We start from the raw sequence: 17150 nt of genomic DNA on the forward strand, positions 1-17150 counted from the left end.
AGAATATCCGACTCAAATTAGAATACCGTTCCCGGAGGATGAGCCATGTCAGAGGTTAAGACCTACCCCGTACCCGCCGCGTTCGCGGCCCAGGCCAACGTCACCGCCGACCAGTACGAGGCCATGTACAAGCGCTCGGTGGACGACCCGGCCGGGTTCTGGGGCGAACAGGCCGAGCAGTATCTGACCTGGTTCAAGAAGTGGGACACGGTGCTCGACTGGTCGTTCGGCAAGGACGACCTGCACATCAACTGGTTCAAAGGCGGCAAGCTCAACGTCGCGTACAACTGCCTCGACCGCCATCTCGACACGCGCGGCGACCAGGTTGCGATCATCTGGGAGGCCGACGACCCGAACGTCGACCGCAAGATCACTTATAAAGAACTGCACGACGAGGTCTGCAAGTTCGCCAACGTGCTCAAGAGCCGTGGCGTGAAGAAAGGTGACCGCGTCTCGCTGTACCTGCCGATGATCCCCGAGGCCGCGGTCGCGATGCTCGCCTGCACGCGCATCGGCGCCGTGCACTCGATCGTGTTTGGCGGCTTCTCGCCCGACGCGCTGAAAGACCGCATCAACGACTCCGACTGCAAGTGCGTGATCACCTCCGACCAGTCGATGCGCGGCGGCAAGCGCGTACCGCTGAAGCGCAACGCCGACAAGGCGCTCGAATCCTGTCCGCAGGTCGACACCTGCATCGTCGTCAAGCGCGGCGGCGACCCGGTCGACTGGCACGACGGCCGCGACGTCTGGTACCACGAGGCGCTCGCCGCGGCATCGGCCGACTGCCCGGCCGAGGAGATGGACGCCGACGATCCGCTGTTCATCCTGTACACCTCGGGCTCGACCGGTAAGCCGAAGGGCGTACTGCACACCACCGGCGGCTACCTGCTGCAGGCCGCGATGACCCACAAGACCGTGTTCGACTACAAGGACGGCGAGGTCTACTGGTGCACCGCCGACGTCGGCTGGGTCACCGGGCACAGTTATATCGTCTACGGCCCACTGGCCAACGGCGCCATCACGCTGATGTTCGAGGGCATCCCGACCTACCCCGACATCTCGCGTTTCTGGCAGGTCTGCGACAAGCACAACGTTGCGACTTTCTACACCGCGCCGACCGCGATCCGCTCGCTGATGGGCGCCGGCGAAGAGCCGGTCAAGAAGACCAGCCGCAGCTCGCTGCGCCTGCTCGGCACCGTCGGCGAACCGATCAACCCGGAGGCCTGGGAGTGGTACCACCGCGTGGTCGGCGACGAGCGCTGCCCGATCGTCGACACCTGGTGGCAGACCGAGACCGGCGCGCACATGCTGACCCCGCTGCCGGGCGCGACCCCGCTGAAACCCGGTTCGGCGACCAAGCCGTTCTTCGGCGTGCAGCCCTGCCTGCTCGACGACCAGGGCAACGAGATCACCGGCAACCCGGCCGAGGGCAACCTCGCGATCAAGCATCCGTGGCCGTCGCAGATGCGCACCGTCTACGGCGACCACAAGCGCTTCTTCGAGACCTACTTCGCGATGTACCCCGGCTACTACTTCACCGGTGACGGCGCGCGCCGTGACGAGGACGGCTACTACTGGATCACCGGCCGCGTCGACGACGTGCTGAACGTCTCCGGCCACCGCCTCGGCACCGCCGAGATCGAGTCCGCGCTGGTGCTGCACGACAAGGTCGCCGAGGCCGCGGTCGTCGGTTACCCGCACGAACTCACCGGCCAGGGCATCTACGCCTATGTCACGCTGATGGCCGGTGAGGAAGGCACCGACGAACTCAAGGCCGAGCTGGTGAAGCTCGTTCGCAACGAGATCGGCCCGATCGCCAAGGTCAACCTGATCCAGTGGGCACCGGGCCTGCCGAAGACCCGCTCCGGCAAGATCATGCGCCGCATCCTGCGCAAGATCGCCGCGAACGAGCTGGAGAACCTCGGCGACACCTCGACGCTTGCCGACCCGACCGTGGTCGACAACCTGATCGACAATCGCGAGAACAAGTAATAGATATCTTTAGCGCTCGGCCGGATCGGCCGGGCGTTTGCGACATCTGCTAGCCCGGCCTTGTGCCGGGCTTTTTTTGCTCTACCCGCGTGCCGGATTTGACATGGCCGACAAGAATCTGCCGTGTGCTAGTCTTCGTTTCACACCTAGGAGAAAACAAGAAATGGACAGGAATCCGCATGCAGATCAAGCGCTTTCCAACGTAATCCCCACCATCTATCAATTGCGTTATACGAAGTCTGCCTATCTCGGATCAGGAAGAATCTGTCTGTTTATCTGTTAGGCACAAAAAGGATTGTCTATGGATTCACTTTCCCTCGCTGATTGGAGCTCAATCGCACAAGTGGTTATCGCTGGCTTTACGGTTGTCGGCGTAATTGCGTCGTTGTTCATGTCTGCTCGAGCCCTACGCGAAGTGCAAACGGACCGTCGCCAACGTCAAATACCTCACTTGGCATTCGAACGCGGAGGATACAGGTATCCGATTAAGTTTGTTAAAGCTGGCCGCAGGGTTCCTGGCGTTGAACCGGAGGCTGCAGAAAGGCTGTTGTCCGGAATACCAGAAGCTGCTGAATCTGTGCGAATCGATCACGGTGAAAATAAAGATGGAAGCGTCGAATTGCTGAGGATCGGACGATTGAAAAACTATGGATTGGGGCCGGCAATATCAACGCATGTTTGTTGGAAGCCCCGCAGTGTTTGGTTTGGTAGCGAAAAAATGGAGCTAAGCCCTGGCAAGCCCCGAGTTTTCTAGACAACTGACAGCTTCTCAAAATACCGTTGCTCATAGGCGACGGGCGACAGCCCATCGTTGTTGCCATGCCGGCGATTCGGGTTGTAGAAAAACTCGATGTAATTGAAGATCTCCGCGCGTGCTTCGTTCCGGGTCTTGTAGATCTTCCGTTTGATGCGCTCGGTCTTCAGCAGCGAGAAGAAGCTCTCGGCCACGGCATTGTCGTGACAGTTGCCCCGTCGACTCATGCTGGCTTCCAGGTTGTGGTCGTCGAGAAATTTGCGCCAATCGCTGCAGGTGTATTGGATGCCCTGATCCGAATGAATCAGCACCCGCTGCTTCGGTTGACGGCGCCAAACAGCCATCAGCAAGGCGTCGATGACCAGATCCGCCCGTGGATTGTTCTTCATGCTCCAGCCGATGACCTGGCGTGAAAACAGGTCGAGGACGACGGTCACGTACAACCAGCCCTCATGGGTGCGGACATAGGTGAAATCCGTGACCCAGGCCTTGTTCGGCTCGTCGATCTCAAACTGCCGATCCAGCGTGTTCGGCGCAACATGGCTAGCGTTGCCGCCTTTGAAGCCCGGATGACGCTTGTAGCCACGCTGCGAGCGAATACCAGCGGTTCGCATAATCCGATGTACCCGATTCTTGCCACAGGACTCGCCCGTGTCGCGTAGGTCTTTGGCAATATTGCGGTAGCCGTAGGCAAAGCCACTTTCAATCCAGAATTGCTTGATCTTGCCAAGCAGGCCCTCGTCTTCACGTTCACGTCGGCTCTTGGGCTGCTTCAACCAGGCGTAGAAGCCGCTGCGCTGAACCTCCAGGACGCGGCACATCGTTGCCACCGAGTATTTGCTGAGCCGGGACTTTATGAACGCGTACCTCGCTTTGACTCGCTGGCGAAGTACGCGGCGGCCTCCTTTAGGATGTCGCGCTCCTCTGTCACCCGCCTCAGCTCAGCCTTCAATCGCCGCAACTCCTCCTGCTGAGCGCTGATCGTCTGATGCTGGCTGCCCTGGTCACCGTAGCGCTTGATCCAGTCGCCCAGGCTCTTACTGGTTACCCCGAGACGCTGCGCCACTTCGCTGACCTTGTAGCCGCGCTCGGTGACCTGCTTCACCGCCTCAATCTTGAATTCTTCCGGGTAACGTTTCCCGCTCATTTCCACACCTTTTGGTTTGCGTTAGTTTAACGCTGCCGGGTGTCTACGATAGTCGGGGCTTGCCAGCCTCTTGTATAAGGCGTCCTCGTTGATGCAGCGCGGCTTCTTTCCTGTTGTTGAAGCCAGTCCTCCGCTGTTACCAACCGAATCAGTTGGCGAAAATCGGGCGGTTTCATTTCTCACAAGCGAAGCGTTTTCGGAGATCGAAGATTTGGAAGGCGAGTTCTCTATGGGTATCTCGAGTGGAAAGCCGACCGTGGTCGCCAATTTCACCAATCCTGAGGAGTTCTTCAGCGAGCTCGAGAAATACTTCAGCGAATTAAGGCCTCTGGAAAGGTTGAACAACATCGAAAGGCTAACGGAGTCATACAAGAAAACGCTCCTCGAAAATTTCAGTCTGGAGGAAATTATCGGTGAAATCAGTAGCGTCCGAAGGCACTCGAATTGGGCCAAAGAATAGGCTCCCATGGGTTCGAAAGTCCCAGCATCAAGTTTGAAGTGCAACGCTCAGGCGATTGCATTGAATAGTTCTTCAGGCGTTCGGGCTTTTTGGCTCGTTCCATGCGCTTGCCGATGACGAGGTAGCCGGTTCTGCGTTCAACCGGAGCAACGATGCAATCCTTGAAGCCGTGCCCCATGACGGAATCGCCCCCCGCTTGGTGATGTGGCGTTTGCTCCCCAAGCGGCCGCGGCTACCGTCGCCGCCAGACTGGACAACTCGATCTGACGTCATGCTTGCTTTGGCTGAGTATGAAGTGACCCCCTCCAAAGCTGCACGGCCTATAGTGCAGCGAGGAGGGAGAGATGAGCGAGCCAGAAAGCGAGATAAAACGCTGGACCGCGAAGCGCAAGACGCAGGTCGTGCTGGACATCCTGAAGGGCAAAACGACAGTGGCCGAGGTTGCCCGGCAGCATGACCTGACACCTGTCGAGATCGAGCGTTGGGTGGATGAAGGGGTCAGCGGCATGGAGAACAACTTCCGGGCTCGACCCCGTGACATCCGCGAGCAATACGAACGCAAGCTCGAAGAGGCGCATGCGGCCTTGGGCGAGAAGGAGTTGGAGCTCAAAGCGCTAAAAAAGTGGCAGCGCCTGCTCGACGAGGACGAGAACTCGTGAGGTCGGTGCAGGCGCAGCTGGCGACAGAAGGCGACTGGGTGCCATTGAGCACGCTTTGCCGTTGGCTGGATGTACCACGGCGGACGGTTTACTACCGTGCCAGGCCGCGGGTATCGCGCGTCGATCCCAACCGGGCAGCGCGCGTGAAGGCGGTGATCGAGCGCTTTCCGACCTACGGTTACCGGCGCATTGCCGTGCTGCTGGGCTGGAATCGCAAGGTGGTGCAGCGGATTTGTCAGCGTCGTGGCTGGCAGGTGCGCAAGCGGGCCAAGGGGCATCGGCCTCGTGCCAAGGCCTTGCCATCGGTGGCTAAGGCGGCCAACCAGCGCTGGGCGACGGATCTCGCCATGGTGTGGTGCGGCCGAGACCGATGGTGTCACCTGGCGGTGGTGATCGACTGTGGCAGCCGGGAGGCACTGGGATGGCGGTTGTCCAGGCGTGGCCACGCCAAGACGGCCGAAGCGGCCCTGGAGGAGGCGCTGATTCAGCGATTCGGACACCTGGGACGTGTCTCCAGGCCGCTGCTGCTGCGTAGTGACAATGGTCTGGTCTTCACCTCGCGGCGTTACACCGCCACGGTCCGGGCCTATGGCCTGCAGCAGGAATTCATCACACCGTACAGCCCGGAGCAAAACGGCCTCGTGGAGCGCTTCATCCGCAGCATGAAAGAGGAATGTGCCTGGCAACATCGCTTTGAATCGATCAGCCATGCACGGGATGTGATCGGGCGCTGGATGCGCCATTACAACACCGAACGGCCCCACCAAGCGCTCGGTTACCAGGTGCCTGCGCAATTAGCCGCGTAGGTGTGCAAAAACCAGGGGGTCACTACAAGTATGGCTACCCGTCCGCCGCGCATCGCACCGCAGAGCAGACGGGTTGGTGCACGGTCCAGGTCCCGGAGGCCCAGCAATTTCCGACGGCGTAAGACCTTGCCTGCACAGCGCAAAGAGCATATATCTCTCCCCAGAAGTTCACTGGTGGTCCGCCAAGACTGATTCCCTTTACCCGACGGTTCAGAGAACCCGTAGGCGTCCAGGTCGCTTCGCTTAGTTTGGGGTAGTGTCACGGTTGGTTTGGGAATTCGCGTCCAGTTGGCAGGGCTTCACCGGACTCGCTCATTTCGTCCGCCCAAGCGATCCCCGTTTTTTGTATTGCTCAACAACCCAGTCAGGAAAAATATGAAAAGCAAAGTCTTGATTTTGTCTGCAGCCCTTTTTCTTTCTGCATGTTCCAGTATGCAGGGGGTTGTACGTGACAAGGAAACGGGTACCCCCATTCCGTCGGCACACGTGGTGATCAACAAAGACAGCGGAACGACCAATGCCCTCGGCGGTTATCACGTCACCGGCTCTTTTGTCCCCGGTGACACGATGATGATCAACGCACCCGGGTACAACATCTTTACCAGGACCGTGAAATCGGCGAACGAGATCGTGGACGTGGAATTGACTAGAAAGTAGATGGGCCATTGACTGCAGCACGCTGGCATCAGGCGCGGCGCGGACGCTCACGGCGTTCGCACCGCCCGACCCAGCATCAGGCTTTCTCGCGTATCGGCGCGCACCACGAGGGCTAAGCCATGTCCGACATGATCCTCCTCGGCACCCGCAAGGGCACCGTCATCTTCGATCGCGTCGATGCGACCTGGCGCCCCCGCCCCATCGCGCACCCGGGCATCCCGGTCTGCTACGCGACACGTGATCCACGCGACGGCACCCTGTGGGCCTCGCTGGACCATGGTCACTGGGGACCCAAGCTGTCGCGCTCGCGCGACGGCGGTGCTACCTGGCAGGACCTGACCTCGGTCCGCTACCCGGAAGGCGCGCGCTACATCGTCAAGTACCTGCCGACACCGGACTTCGATCCGTCGACGCGCGAGGCGGCGCCCGAGTACGGTGCCGCGACGGTGCTGAAGATCTGGCACATCGCGTTCGGCGGCGCCGGGCAGCCGGGCCGGCTGTACGCGGGCACGATCCCGGGCGGGCTCTTCGTCAGCGACGACGGCGGCGACACCTGGGAACTCAACCGTCCGCTGTGGAACCACGACAGCCGCGGCGGCGATCTGTTCGCCGGCGACGCGACCAGCGAGAACCGCTGGGGCGGGACACCGGCGAGTATCGACTACGGCGTGTTCGAACCCGGCATCCATTCGATCGTGGTGGATCCGCGCGACCCCGATCACCTGCTGGTCGCGGTCTCGTCGGCCGGGGTGCTCAAATCCACCGACGGCGGCACAACCTGGGAAGGTCGTAACCGCGGCATGCTGATGGACTACCTGCCGAACCCCGAGGCCGAGTGGGGCCACGATCCGCATTTCGTCACCGCCTGCCCCGGGGAACCGGACCATCTCTGGCAGCAGAACCACTGCGGCGTGTTCTACAGCGACGACGGCGCGCAGCACTGGCGCAAGGTCAGCCTGCTCGATGCCGGCGTGCATTTCGGCTTCCCGATCGCGGTCGACGCGCAGGACGGGCGTACCGCCTGGGTCGCGCCGGCGCGCGCGGACACCGAACGCATGGCGATCGACGGCGGCCTGTCGGTCGCACGGACCACCGACGGCGGACAGTCCTGGCAATCGTTCCGCACCGGTCTACCGCAGGACAACGCCTACGACATCGTGCTGCGGCACGGCCTCGATATCGCCGGCGACCGGCTGTGTTTCGGCAGCACCACCGGCAATGTCTACCTGTCGGAAGACCGTGGCGAGACCTGGCAGTGCCTCGGCAACAACCTGCCGCCGGTGTACTCGGTGCGCTTCGGCTGAACACGATGCCGACCGTTCGCATGACACAGCACCTGTATCGCTTTTTTCCGCAGCTGAAGGACCGGCAGATCTCGGTGCCGGCCGGCTCGGCCGCCGAGATCCTGCAGGCGGTGAACGCGCTCGCCCCGGGGTTCAGCGACTACGTGCTCGACGAGCACGGCGCACTGCGCCGGCATGTCAATCTGTGCATCGGCGACACCCTGGTGGTCGACCGCAAGACCCTCGCCGACCGCGTCGCCGACGACGAGACGCTGTACATCTTCCAGGCACTGACCGGGGGCTAGGGTCGCCCTTCTAAGGCACGGCGATCAGTCGCCCGCGTCCCTCAGCTGCAACGGCCGGCCGACGTTTAGCCGGAACCGCCCTCGTCCGGTCTTTTCGATCGACACATAGGTGCGGCGTTCGGCGAGACGACGCTGCAACAGGATCAGGCGCGCATCGAGGTTGTCGGTGATGTCCGGCAGTCCCAGCGAGCTGTCGAGGCGCAGCTCGCGGTTGGTGAATTCGGTACGGCCGGCCTGGACGTATTCGCCGACGAGCTTCCAGAAGATCGCACCGGCGACGCCCTTGATCAGGTAGTCGTTGTCGATGAACACACTGTGATCGGCACCGAAATGGCGGATCAGCCCCGGCCTGCCCGGCGGCGGCGATGCCGTCTTCGGGGCTGGCGGCGTCTCGACCGGCAGGGACTCCGCGCTGCGCGACAACAGCTCCATCGCGAGCGCCGCATGGCTGGCCAGCACGACCAGCGCGTCTTCGTCCTCGTAGGTGAAGCGTTGTTCTTCGCGGCTCTCGACATACAGCACCCCGAGCAGGCGCTCGCCCAGCAGCAGGGGCACGGCCAGCTGGCTGCCCGCGTCGGGCAGCCCGGGGAACGGGATCGCGGTCTCCAGCGCATCGTCCTCGGCGCTGGCGGCGAAGTGTTCGCGGGTGGCCTGGCTGTAGCGGTATTCCTGTACCGCGTGACCGATGCGGATCGGCGTGTGCGCCAGCGCCGCGACGCCGACGATGCCCTCGCCGACCCGCAACTCCGAGCCGACACCGGATTCGGCATAGCCGCGGCTCGCGACCGTGTACAGCCGCCGGCCGTCGGGGTCGGGCAACAGCAGCATCACCTGCGCTATGCCCCAGTGATCCCGGATACCGTCGAGCAACACCTCCAGCAACCGCGACAGGTCGTGACAGACCGCGCAGGCGTCCACGCAGGCCCGCAGACCGGCAAGCAGGTCGTGGTCGGTCGACGCCGCTGCCGGCGCCTCGCCCGGCACGGCGTTCACCGCCAGCACCTCGTAGACATCCGACCCCAGCAGCCGGAACACCTTGCTCATGCCGGAGTGCGAGGCGATCGCGGCCAGCCGGGCCTTCATGTACTCGAACAGCGGGCCCTCGGTCTCGGTGCGCTGGTAGCGCAGGCTGAGCCAGTAGTGCGCCGCGGTCAGCGGGTCGACGACCTCGACCGTCGCGCGGGGGTTGTGCAGGATGTTCTGCCGGGTCTTGTTGAAGAACTGGTACGACAGCGCGACATGCGTGTCGTCGACGAACTGCACGTGCGACAGCTTCGCCACGTTGGGCAGGCCGTCGGCGCCGCAGGTGGCGATCGAGGCCGGTACCGCCCCTTCGAAGCAGCGGCGTATCGAGCGCAACGCCGGACTCATGATGGCGGCTGCAGACGTCGGCCGGCCTGGGGTCCGGGTGTCTGCTCGAAGACCGCCGCCGGCGTGAACACGGCCGCGACGGCCTCGTCCGCGCCGGGTGCCATCATCGCGTGGCTGAACGCGTCGGAATAACCCAGCGAAACGAGTTCCGCGCTGAAGGCCTCGCCGGCCCGCCGCATGATGTCGCGATCGCCGGGTGCCAGTTCATCGAGGCGGACACGCGTGGCCTTGAGCTGCAGCGTCTCGTGCGTCTGCGGCCGGCTGAACACCGCGGCCACCGGCGAACCCCGCGCCAGGTCGCGCAACAAAGGTGCCGCACGTCGCTTCGGCAGGAACACCACGACGTCGCAGCGGTCCGGCGAGACACGGCAACCGAAGGCGCGCGACAGCGAAGGCACACCGTTGCCGTCGTGCGATGCCAGGGCGATCGACACGGGACCACAGAGAAACGCCGCCTGGGTCGCGTTCAGCAGCGGACACGGCGTCTTGGTACGGGACATGGCGGTCGCATCACCCCTGGACAGGTGCGCCAGAACGGCCGTCTGGGATCGGGACGGCGCCGGCACGGGCACCGTTTAGCGAATATTTAGCATTTCCATAGCGAAGAGTTAACAGCGGCGTTTCGGGCGCCCGCCTAGGCTAGTGCCCAGGCATCCACACCCCGTCAGAACAGGAGACCCTTCGCGATGAAAACCGCTGCACTCACGCTCACCCTTTCCGCCCTGTTGTCGGCCGGCGCGCTGTCGGCCCAGCCCGGGCGCAGCGACGACACCGGCGTCGTCGAGCACGGCCGCTACCTGGCCCAGGTCAGTGGTTGCAACGACTGCCATACGCCGGGATACATGCAGACCGAGGGGCAGGTGCCCGCAGAGCAGTGGCTGACCGGCAGCGCCGTCGGTTTCCAGGGCCCCTGGGGCACCAGTTACCCGGCGAACCTGCGCCTGTACATGGACAGCATCAGCGAGGCGCAATGGCTGGTGCGCGCACGCCAGCCGATGCGCGCGCCGATGCCCTGGTTCAACCTGCGGGCGATGTCCGACGGCGACCTGGTCGCGCTGTACCGTTACGTGCGCTCACTCGGCCCCGCCGGCGAACCGGCGCCGATCGCGCTGGAGCCGGGCCGGACGCCGACAACGCCCTACATCGACTTCGTGCCCAAAAACCTGCCCCAGGCCGCGCTGCACGCGAGCCGGTAACGCGGACGAATCTACGAGCCCATCCGAACCCTGCCGCAGGCCCGGTCCAAAGCCGGGATTGCGGTCGTCTGCGCGTCGCGAGACCTCAAGGTATCCCTGGATCACGCCGGACCCGGACGTTGTCTGACCCGGAACGCCGTGTCCGTCCGTTGGTTTCTCACGCGGTCGAAAACCTCGTTCGCTGCCGTCTCAGCGTGTAAGGTCACGCTTCCGATCGATATCGGCATGCAGACAATCCGATCCCATGTGCGACAAGGCAAACGAATGACAAACCGCTTCTACATGGTCGACGTGTTCGCGGAACACGCCTATGCCGGCAACCAGCTGGCGGTCGTGGTCTGCGACACGCCGTTGGCCGACGACACCTTGCAGCTGATCGCCGCGGACATGAACTTCTCCGAGACGACCTTCGTCGAACCGGATGCCGAGGCCGATGGCGGCTACCGGGTGCGCATCTTCACCCCGGCGCGCGAGATCGACTTCGCCGGTCATCCGATCCTCGGCACCGCCTGGGTGATCCGCCGTTACCTCGCCGACACCCTGGCCGCGCAGATTCAGCTTAATCTCGCCAAGGCGCGCATCGGCGTGCGCTTCGAGACCGACGCCGATGGCGAGGAGATTGTCTGGTTCCGCGCCCCGCCGATGACACTCGGGAAAACGGCGCCGGCGGACGCGGTCGCCGCGGCGCTCGGGCTGTCGCCGGACGACATCGACACGACGACGCCGGTGCAGGTCGTATCGGCAGGGACCGCGGCGGTGATGGTGCCGCTGCGCAGCCAGGCGGCGCTGCGCCGCAGCCGGCTCCACCTGGATCGCTACGCGACACTGGCGGCAGACGGCTTCCCGCCGCTGCTGTACCAATACACACGCGAGACGAACTCACCGGCGAACGACCTGTGCGTGCGCTTCTTCTTCGAGGCACACGGGGTGCGCGAGGACCCGGCGACCGGCAACGGCGCGGCCTTCCTCGGCGCCTACCTGCTGGCGCACGCGGTGCCGCCGGGCGACATGCTGACGCTGCGCATCGAGCAGGGCCATGCCTTGCGCCGGCCATCGCTGATCCGGCTGCGCGCGCAGCGACGCGACGATGAACAGGACGTGCAGGTCGGCGGCCGCGTGGTGCCGATCGTGCAGGGTGCGTTGCTGTAAATCGAGCCGGCGAGACGCGCGCCTGCCCTGCGCCTAACCGCTGAGCTGAAACGCGATCGGCACCGATATGCTCCAGCGCTCCCGGCCCAGGGTCTGCGGGATCGGACGCACCGGTGACGCCTTCTGCAGCGTCTTGATCGCCGCGTCGTCGAGCCGCTCGAACCCCGACGAATCGAGTACCAGCAGATCGGTCAGGCGCCCGTCTCTCTCGACCACGAAGCTGACCACCACGGTGCCCTGCTCCTGGCGTCGGCGCGACTGGCGCGGGTAGAACTTGCTGCGATCGATCTGCGCCGCGAGCGCCGCGAGGTAGGCCTGCTGCAGTGCCTCGGCACCGGGATCGGGCGTCGGCGGCGCCGGGTCGACGATCGGCGCACGGGGGACATCGGTGGCGACCGCCTGGGCGCTGTGCGCCGGGGCTGTCTCGATGGATTCATGCACCACCTCGGCGGGCCTGTGCTCGACCGGCGGCCTGACGGCCTTGCGGGTCACCGGACGCGGGCGCGGCTCAGGTGCTTGCCGCACCACGGGCTCAGGCTCGGCCGGCGGCGGAGGCGGCTCGCTGACCAGCGCCGGTTCGACCGGCTCGGGTGTCGGCGGCACCGGCGGTTCGACGACCGGGTCGACGATGGAATCGACTTCAGGCTCGGCCGCGGTCTCGACCACGGCCTCTTCGACGACGGCCGGCGGCGGTGCGCTGAACATCGCGAGATTCAACGCGAGCCGGGTCTCGCCCTCGACCATCGACGAGGGCGCCTGATCCGGCAGGTTCAACGCCAGCACGATCGCGGCGTGCAGCACGCCCGACAGCAGGAAACCGATGCGCAGCGGCGTGCTCATCCGCCCCCCGACTGGCGGGTCACGATCGACACGTCGTTCAGGCCGCGCGCCTTGAGCAGATCGATCACGCGCACGAAGTGCCGAAACGCCGCGCCGGCATCGACGCGCAGCAGCAAGGTGGTGTGGGTATCGAGTTGCGCGATGCGCTGCGCCAGCGCGGCGTCGTCGACCGCCTCGTCGGCGAAGAACACCGCGCCGTCGTCGGACACGGTGATCTCGACCGGTTGTGTGACCGGCAGTTGATCGGCCGATGCGGCATCCGGCAGCGCGACCGGGATCTTGCCCTGCGCGACGAAGGTCGCGGTGGTCAGCACGACCGCGAGCAGCACCAGCATCACGTCGATGAACGGGATCACGTTCATGGTCGAGATCGGTCTCATGCACGCCCCCGGAGTCCGGCCCAGCGCGCGGTCAGTACATCGACGCGCCGCACCAGGCCGTTGTAGATCAGCGTGGCCGGGATCGCGACCAGCAGGCCCGCCGCGGTCGCCTTCAGCGCCAGCGCCAGGCCCAGCATCACCGCCGCGGCCGACAGGTTGTCGCCCTGCGCGAGATCGTGGAAGGTGATCAAGATCCCGAGCACGGTCCCCAGCAGGCCGATGTATGGCGCGTTGCTCGCGATCGATGCGATCAGCGTGAGGTGACGCGTCAGCGCCACGTCGAGATTGGGCCGGTCGGCGAAGTCATCGACCTCGACCCTGGCATAGAACAGCAGGCGCTCGATGGCGTACGCGAACATCAGGAAACTCATCAGGCCGAGCACGCCGAACACCGCCACGTCGAGATAGTCGCGCAGCAGCGTGATCAGCGCCGCCTGTTCGAACCAGCTGGTCTCCGTCATCAGTCGTCATCCATCCAGCAGCTGTCGGACGGGGCGCGCCCGGGTGGGCGCACCCCTCGATGCCGGCGCAGAGCCGGCGATACATGGCAGACCGGGTTCAGAAGGTCACGGTCACCCCGGCATACACGGAACGTCCCATGCCCGGGACCGCCACGCCCCACTCGATGCCGTTGAGCGACATCGTCGAGCCCTGCCCGGTATAGGCGCCGCCGGTCGGCAGATAGTAGAACTTGTCGAACAGGTTCTCCACACCGAGATCCAGGCGCACGTTCTTCCATGCATGGCTCGCGCGCAGGTTGACCAGGCCGTAACCGGCGGTCTGGATCTCGTTGCGCACGTCCGACCCGTCATCCTTCGAATCGACCAGCACCCACTCGACCGCGTTGTCCCAACCGTTGTACTGATGGGTCAACGTGAAGCGGCCGTTGAGCGGCATGATGTTGTAGAGCTCGTCGTCGGTGTCGCGGTTCTCGCCGTCGGTGTAACTGACCACCGCCTCGAAGCCCCATGCCCCCCAGGCATTGCGACCGAGCGCCATATGGCCGGACAGGTCGATACCGTACAGGCGCGCCGACTGGTTCTCGTAACGCAGGATATTGAACTGGTCCGGCTGCCACATCGCCGGGTTCAACGCGACCGCGTCGATATAGTCGTCGACCCGCGTGTAGTACGGCGTCAGCTGCATGCCCCAGCGCCTGTCGCTCGCATGCCAGTCGAGCGTGACCGACGCGGTATAGGCCTTCTCCGGCTCCAGGTCGATGTTCCCGACATAACCGTTACCGTCGCCGACCGTGTTGTTCATCTCCGCCGGCATGCCCCAGGTCGACCAGGTGTAACGCTCGTAGAGGTTCGGTGAACGCACCTTGCGCGCGACGCCGAACTCCATGTCGAGGTTCTCGTCGTGCGTGTAGCGCGCCAGGGCCGTGAGGTCGACGTTGTCGTCGGTGCGTTCGTGATCTAGGGCGTTGAACGCCGCGGCATCGGCGACCTGGTTACCGGGCGCGTTGTCCGCGCTGCTGTAGCCATGCACGTCGCCCGCATCGGACGTGACGCGCTCGTAGCGGACGCCGAGCAGCGACAGCCACTGTGCGTTCCACCGGGTCTCCCACTCGGTGAACAGCGCCGCACGGTCACGCTTGCCGTCGTTGATGTTCAGGAAGGTGTCGGGCCACATGCCGCCACCGGACGCCGGCCAGTAGTCGTCGAGCCGGTAGCGCTGGTATTCGCCGCCGACCCGCAGCACGTCGGCGTCGGACAGGTCGATGTCCGCCTTGACCGTCGCGCCGGTCGTCGTGCTCTCGGCGTACATCGGCATGCCCTCGGCGCAGGTCATGAAACCGATCGGCGAACACGGCGTGCCGACCTCGGGTGCCGCCGGCGGCTGCGACAAGCCGCCGTACCAGAAGCGCTTGTCCGGACCGAAGTCCATGAAGTGTTCGACGCGCTCGTGGTAGAGCCGCGTCTCGAGGTCACCCCAGTCGAAGCCGCGCTGCCAGGAAAGATTCGCGCGTTTCTGCTCGTTGTCGAGCATGTCCATGCGCTGGTTCGGGTACAGCTGCTCGGGGACCTTCTGGAAACCCAGTTCGAGCTCGAACAGGTCCGCGGCGGTCTTGGCCGCGAGGCCGATCGTGTGGCTCTGGATCTCGTACGCGGTCGAGCCGACCTCGTCGAGCGGCAGGCTGTGACCGACGCGCCCGGTCGACTTGGAGGTCTTGAAGTCGTCGCCCGCGGTGTAGTTGTCGGCCTTACTCCAGGCGCCGTTGTACTGGATGCTGAACGCCTCGGTGGCGAAGGTTGCCGAGGCATTCGCACCGTGTGCATCGTTGTTGCTGCGGTAGAAGGCACCGAGTTCGCCTTCGGTGAGCGGTGCCTCGCCCGGCGCGGCGAACACCGGCGCGAGCGTCTCGGCGACGATGGTGCCGCCGATGCTGTCGCCGCCGACGCTGACCGGGGCGATCCCGGCGAACACCTGCAGCGCACCGACGTTGCTCGGGTCGACGTACGACAGCGGCGGGTTCATGTGGTTCGGGCAGGTCGAGATCAGGTCCATGCCGTCGAGCTTGATGCGCAGGCGGTCGTCGGCGAGGCCGTGGATCGACGGCAGGCTGGAGGCACCGCCGGCGGCGTTCATGCTGACGCCCGGTACGTCGCGCAACAGTGTTGCGGTGTCGTTGGTCGCCGGACGCAGGCGCTGCACGGTCGCATTGTCGACCGGCGACGCGTTCAGCGGGACGTCCTGCTGCATCTCGGCCTCGACCGTGACCGGGGCCAGCACGGTGTCCTGTGCGATGACCGGCGGCACCAGCATCGCCAGCGAGATGGCCAGCGACAGACGGCTCGGCCGGAATGAAACGGGTCGATTGAAAGCGTTCATTGTTGTTCGGTTCCTGAATGCAAAACGTTGATCAGTGCCGCGATCCGTTGGCATGCCGAACAGGGGCCGGGACCGGCGCGCGAACGCACCGGTCACCCGGCGTCGGCGCCAGGGATCACGAACGAGAGCGGAAGGGATTCAGGAAAGGCGCGGCGGGGCGCGGGTCGAATAGGCCGAGAAATGCAGCGCACGATGCGGCTGATCGGCGGTCTGGTCGAGCAGCGCGACCGAATACAGCGCGATCGCCGGGACCACCGGCGGTGCCGAGACCTGGGTCGCGCTCGCCATCTGGTACAGCTTCAGCGCCGAGCAGTGTTCGCTGGCCTGCGGGTCGGTCGACGAATCGATGATGGACGGCAGGTCGATCTCGACCAGCTTGGCACCCTTCAGGGTACAGACGACCACGGTCTGACCCCTGGCGTCATGCCCGAAGACCGGCGTGACCAGGTAGGCCAGCACCGGCTGCAGCAGGAAACCGGCGATCAACGCCCAACTGACGAAGGCGCGCCGGCGGTCGGCATGCCACCGGTGGAGCGAAAAACTGTGCGCGGACTGCGTCATCATCTACATCGAACGAGCATTGCGGGTCGCATTGTGCCAGATCCTCGACCCGGTCGGGGACGATGCTACGGGACCCACCACGCGCCACCCTTGACCGACGTCAAGCCGCGACGGATGCGCCGGGTCGATCGCGCCATCGCGGTCGCCGGGCAAAAAAAACCCCGCCGGAGCGGGGTTCGGATCGTCGGACTGCCAACCGGATCAATTGAAACTGAAGTTGTCGCGCATGATGTGCGGTGCACGGCGTGCGTTCTTCTCGAACTCGTCGCCGACGTCGATCGGGTTGGGGATGTCGATCGTCGGGGCCTTCCAGCCCGGCGGCACACGGCCCATGCGATGCGGTGCGTTCATCATGTCGTCCCACGCCTGCGACAGGCCCTCTTTCGGATCGGTGGGGTCCAGCCAGACCTGCGGCCCGGCACCCCAGACGCGCGGCCGCATCGGGTTGAAGCTGTCAGGGCGCGACATGTCGAAGCTCTGCATGAACGGCATACCGCGGAACGGGCTGCCACCGTTGAAGGGGCCACCGCCATTGAACGGACCACCGCCGTAAGGGCCGCCACCGTAGGGGCCGCCACCGTAGAACGGGCCACCACCGAAGGGACCGCCACCATAGGGTCCGGGACCGTAGCCAACCGGCGGTCCGTAGGGCGAGACACCGGGCGCAGGCGCGATCGGTCCGTCGGCTGCGGCAATCTGGCTGCCGAGCAACAGCAACGAAGCGGTCAGAACACGAAAACTTGCCATGAATAACT

General features: G+C 64.6%; 18 protein-coding genes. 9 read left to right on the plus strand and 9 right to left on the minus strand.

Features of this window, described 5'->3' with window-relative positions; all coding sequences use genetic code 11:
- The first annotated feature begins 45 nt into the window (after positions 1 to 45).
- Entirely contained in the window at positions 46 to 1992 is a 1947-nt protein-coding gene (gene acs / locus H6955_21330; GenBank protein MCP5316112.1) for an acetate--CoA ligase, read from the plus strand.
- Between the two features lie 750 nt (positions 1993 to 2742).
- On the opposite strand, the gene H6955_21335 is transcribed toward acs, so the two are convergent.
- A protein-coding gene (locus H6955_21335; GenBank protein MCP5316113.1) for an IS3 family transposase occupies positions 2743 to 3893 on the minus strand; the annotation gives its coding sequence in 2 pieces (ribosomal slippage) (positions 2743 to 3656 and positions 3656 to 3893; 1152 coding nt in all).
- Between the two features lie 91 nt (positions 3894 to 3984).
- Here H6955_21335 and H6955_21340 point away from each other — a divergent pair.
- The 6 genes from H6955_21340 (at position 3985) to H6955_21365 (ending at position 8063) form a co-directional block, all read left to right on the plus strand.
- Positions 3985 to 4353 carry a hypothetical protein gene (locus tag H6955_21340; GenBank protein ID MCP5316114.1) on the plus strand — a complete coding sequence of 123 codons (369 nt, stop codon included), beginning with the start codon at positions 3985 to 3987 and terminating at the stop codon, positions 4351 to 4353.
- Positions 4354 to 4697: 344 nt separating this feature from the next.
- A complete protein-coding gene (locus tag H6955_21345; protein MCP5316115.1) occupies positions 4698 to 5012 on the plus strand; it encodes a transposase in 315 nt (104 codons plus the stop codon).
- Positions 5009 to 5818, plus strand: coding sequence for an IS3 family transposase (locus H6955_21350; protein MCP5316116.1), 810 nt, complete (start codon positions 5009 to 5011; stop codon positions 5816 to 5818). The genes H6955_21345 and H6955_21350 overlap by 4 nt, the downstream gene beginning before the upstream one ends.
- Before the next feature lie 432 nt (positions 5819 to 6250).
- The gene (locus H6955_21355; protein ID MCP5316117.1) at positions 6251 to 6475 is read left to right on the plus strand and encodes a hypothetical protein; all 225 of its coding nucleotides are present in this window, start codon (positions 6251 to 6253) and stop codon (positions 6473 to 6475) included.
- Between the two features lie 119 nt (positions 6476 to 6594).
- Entirely contained in the window at positions 6595 to 7779 is a 1185-nt protein-coding gene (locus H6955_21360) for a hypothetical protein (protein ID MCP5316118.1), read from the plus strand.
- 20 nt (positions 7780 to 7799) lie between these two features.
- Complete coding sequence (locus tag H6955_21365) at positions 7800 to 8063, plus strand: MoaD/ThiS family protein (protein MCP5316119.1); 264 nt, start codon at positions 7800 to 7802, stop codon at positions 8061 to 8063.
- Positions 8064 to 8087: 24 nt separating this feature from the next.
- Here H6955_21365 and H6955_21370 read toward each other — a convergent pair whose 3' ends face one another.
- Together H6955_21370 and H6955_21375 are read right to left on the minus strand one after the other, a co-directional pair.
- The gene (locus tag H6955_21370; GenBank protein ID MCP5316120.1) at positions 8088 to 9434 is read right to left on the minus strand and encodes a GAF domain-containing protein; all 1347 of its coding nucleotides are present in this window, start codon (positions 9432 to 9434) and stop codon (positions 8088 to 8090) included.
- Positions 9431 to 9934, minus strand: coding sequence for a hypothetical protein (locus H6955_21375; GenBank protein ID MCP5316121.1), 504 nt, complete (start codon positions 9932 to 9934; stop codon positions 9431 to 9433). Before H6955_21375 ends, H6955_21370 begins: the two co-directional genes overlap by 4 nt.
- A gap of 186 nt (positions 9935 to 10120) precedes the next feature.
- Here H6955_21375 and H6955_21380 point away from each other — a divergent pair, with 186 nt between their 5' ends.
- Complete coding sequence (locus H6955_21380) at positions 10121 to 10630, plus strand: cytochrome C (GenBank protein MCP5316122.1); 510 nt, start codon at positions 10121 to 10123, stop codon at positions 10628 to 10630.
- A gap of 264 nt (positions 10631 to 10894) precedes the next feature.
- Positions 10895 to 11779 (plus strand): PhzF family phenazine biosynthesis protein, encoded by an 885-nt coding sequence (locus H6955_21385; protein ID MCP5316123.1) that lies wholly within the window; start codon positions 10895 to 10897, stop codon positions 11777 to 11779.
- A gap of 33 nt (positions 11780 to 11812) precedes the next feature.
- Here the strand turns inward: H6955_21385 and H6955_21390 are convergent, their stop codons facing one another.
- From H6955_21390 to H6955_21415, 6 genes are all read right to left on the minus strand, one after another.
- Positions 11813 to 12619 (minus strand): TonB family protein, encoded by an 807-nt coding sequence (locus H6955_21390; GenBank protein MCP5316124.1) that lies wholly within the window; start codon positions 12617 to 12619, stop codon positions 11813 to 11815.
- Positions 12616 to 12999 (minus strand): biopolymer transporter ExbD, encoded by a 384-nt coding sequence (locus H6955_21395; GenBank protein ID MCP5316125.1) that lies wholly within the window; start codon positions 12997 to 12999, stop codon positions 12616 to 12618. The genes H6955_21390 and H6955_21395 overlap by 4 nt, the downstream gene beginning before the upstream one ends.
- The gene (exbB, locus tag H6955_21400; protein MCP5316126.1) at positions 12996 to 13424 is read right to left on the minus strand and encodes a TonB-system energizer ExbB; all 429 of its coding nucleotides are present in this window, start codon (positions 13422 to 13424) and stop codon (positions 12996 to 12998) included. Before exbB ends, H6955_21395 begins: the two co-directional genes overlap by 4 nt.
- Before the next feature lie 133 nt (positions 13425 to 13557).
- On the minus strand, positions 13558 to 15768 hold the full coding sequence (locus H6955_21405) for a TonB-dependent receptor (GenBank protein ID MCP5316127.1): 2211 nt from the start codon (positions 15766 to 15768) through the stop codon (positions 13558 to 13560).
- 204 nt (positions 15769 to 15972) lie between these two features.
- Positions 15973 to 16398: a hypothetical protein gene (locus H6955_21410; protein MCP5316128.1), complete on the minus strand. Its 426-nt coding sequence runs from the start codon at positions 16396 to 16398 to the stop codon at positions 15973 to 15975.
- Between the two features lie 198 nt (positions 16399 to 16596).
- Entirely contained in the window at positions 16597 to 17142 is a 546-nt protein-coding gene (locus H6955_21415) for a hypothetical protein (GenBank protein ID MCP5316129.1), read from the minus strand.
- Between the last annotated feature and the right edge of the window lie 8 nt (positions 17143 to 17150).

The sequence above is a fragment of the Chromatiaceae bacterium genome, assembly GCA_024235395.1.
Taxonomy (GTDB): Bacteria; Pseudomonadota; Gammaproteobacteria; order Chromatiales; family Chromatiaceae; genus Thiosocius.

Bases quoted from the DNA above. Each gene is read 5' to 3' on its own strand.
- H6955_21410 (MCP5316128.1), bottom strand. From the start codon at position 16,398: ATGATGACGCAGTCCGCGCACAGTTTTTCGCTCCACCGGTGGCATGCC.
- H6955_21370 (MCP5316120.1), bottom strand. From the start codon at position 9,434: ATGAGTCCGGCGTTGCGCTCGATACGCCGCTGCTTCGAAGGGGCGGTA.
- H6955_21415 (MCP5316129.1), bottom strand. From the start codon at position 17,142: ATGGCAAGTTTTCGTGTTCTGACCGCTTCGTTGCTGTTGCTCGGCAGC.
- H6955_21355 (MCP5316117.1), top strand. From the start codon at position 6,251: ATGCAGGGGGTTGTACGTGACAAGGAAACGGGTACCCCCATTCCGTCG.
- H6955_21395 (MCP5316125.1), bottom strand. From the start codon at position 12,999: ATGAGACCGATCTCGACCATGAACGTGATCCCGTTCATCGACGTGATG.
- H6955_21390 (MCP5316124.1), bottom strand. From the start codon at position 12,619: ATGAGCACGCCGCTGCGCATCGGTTTCCTGCTGTCGGGCGTGCTGCAC.
- H6955_21405 (MCP5316127.1), bottom strand. From the start codon at position 15,768: ATGCTGGTGCCGCCGGTCATCGCACAGGACACCGTGCTGGCCCCGGTC.
- H6955_21360 (MCP5316118.1), top strand. From the start codon at position 6,595: ATGTCCGACATGATCCTCCTCGGCACCCGCAAGGGCACCGTCATCTTC.
- H6955_21385 (MCP5316123.1), top strand. From the start codon at position 10,895: ATGACAAACCGCTTCTACATGGTCGACGTGTTCGCGGAACACGCCTAT.
- H6955_21340 (MCP5316114.1), top strand. From the start codon at position 3,985: ATGCAGCGCGGCTTCTTTCCTGTTGTTGAAGCCAGTCCTCCGCTGTTA.
- H6955_21375 (MCP5316121.1), bottom strand. From the start codon at position 9,934: ATGTCCCGTACCAAGACGCCGTGTCCGCTGCTGAACGCGACCCAGGCG.
- H6955_21365 (MCP5316119.1), top strand. From the start codon at position 7,800: ATGACACAGCACCTGTATCGCTTTTTTCCGCAGCTGAAGGACCGGCAG.
- acs (MCP5316112.1), top strand. From the start codon at position 46: ATGTCAGAGGTTAAGACCTACCCCGTACCCGCCGCGTTCGCGGCCCAG.
- H6955_21380 (MCP5316122.1), top strand. From the start codon at position 10,121: ATGAAAACCGCTGCACTCACGCTCACCCTTTCCGCCCTGTTGTCGGCC.
- H6955_21345 (MCP5316115.1), top strand. From the start codon at position 4,698: ATGAGCGAGCCAGAAAGCGAGATAAAACGCTGGACCGCGAAGCGCAAG.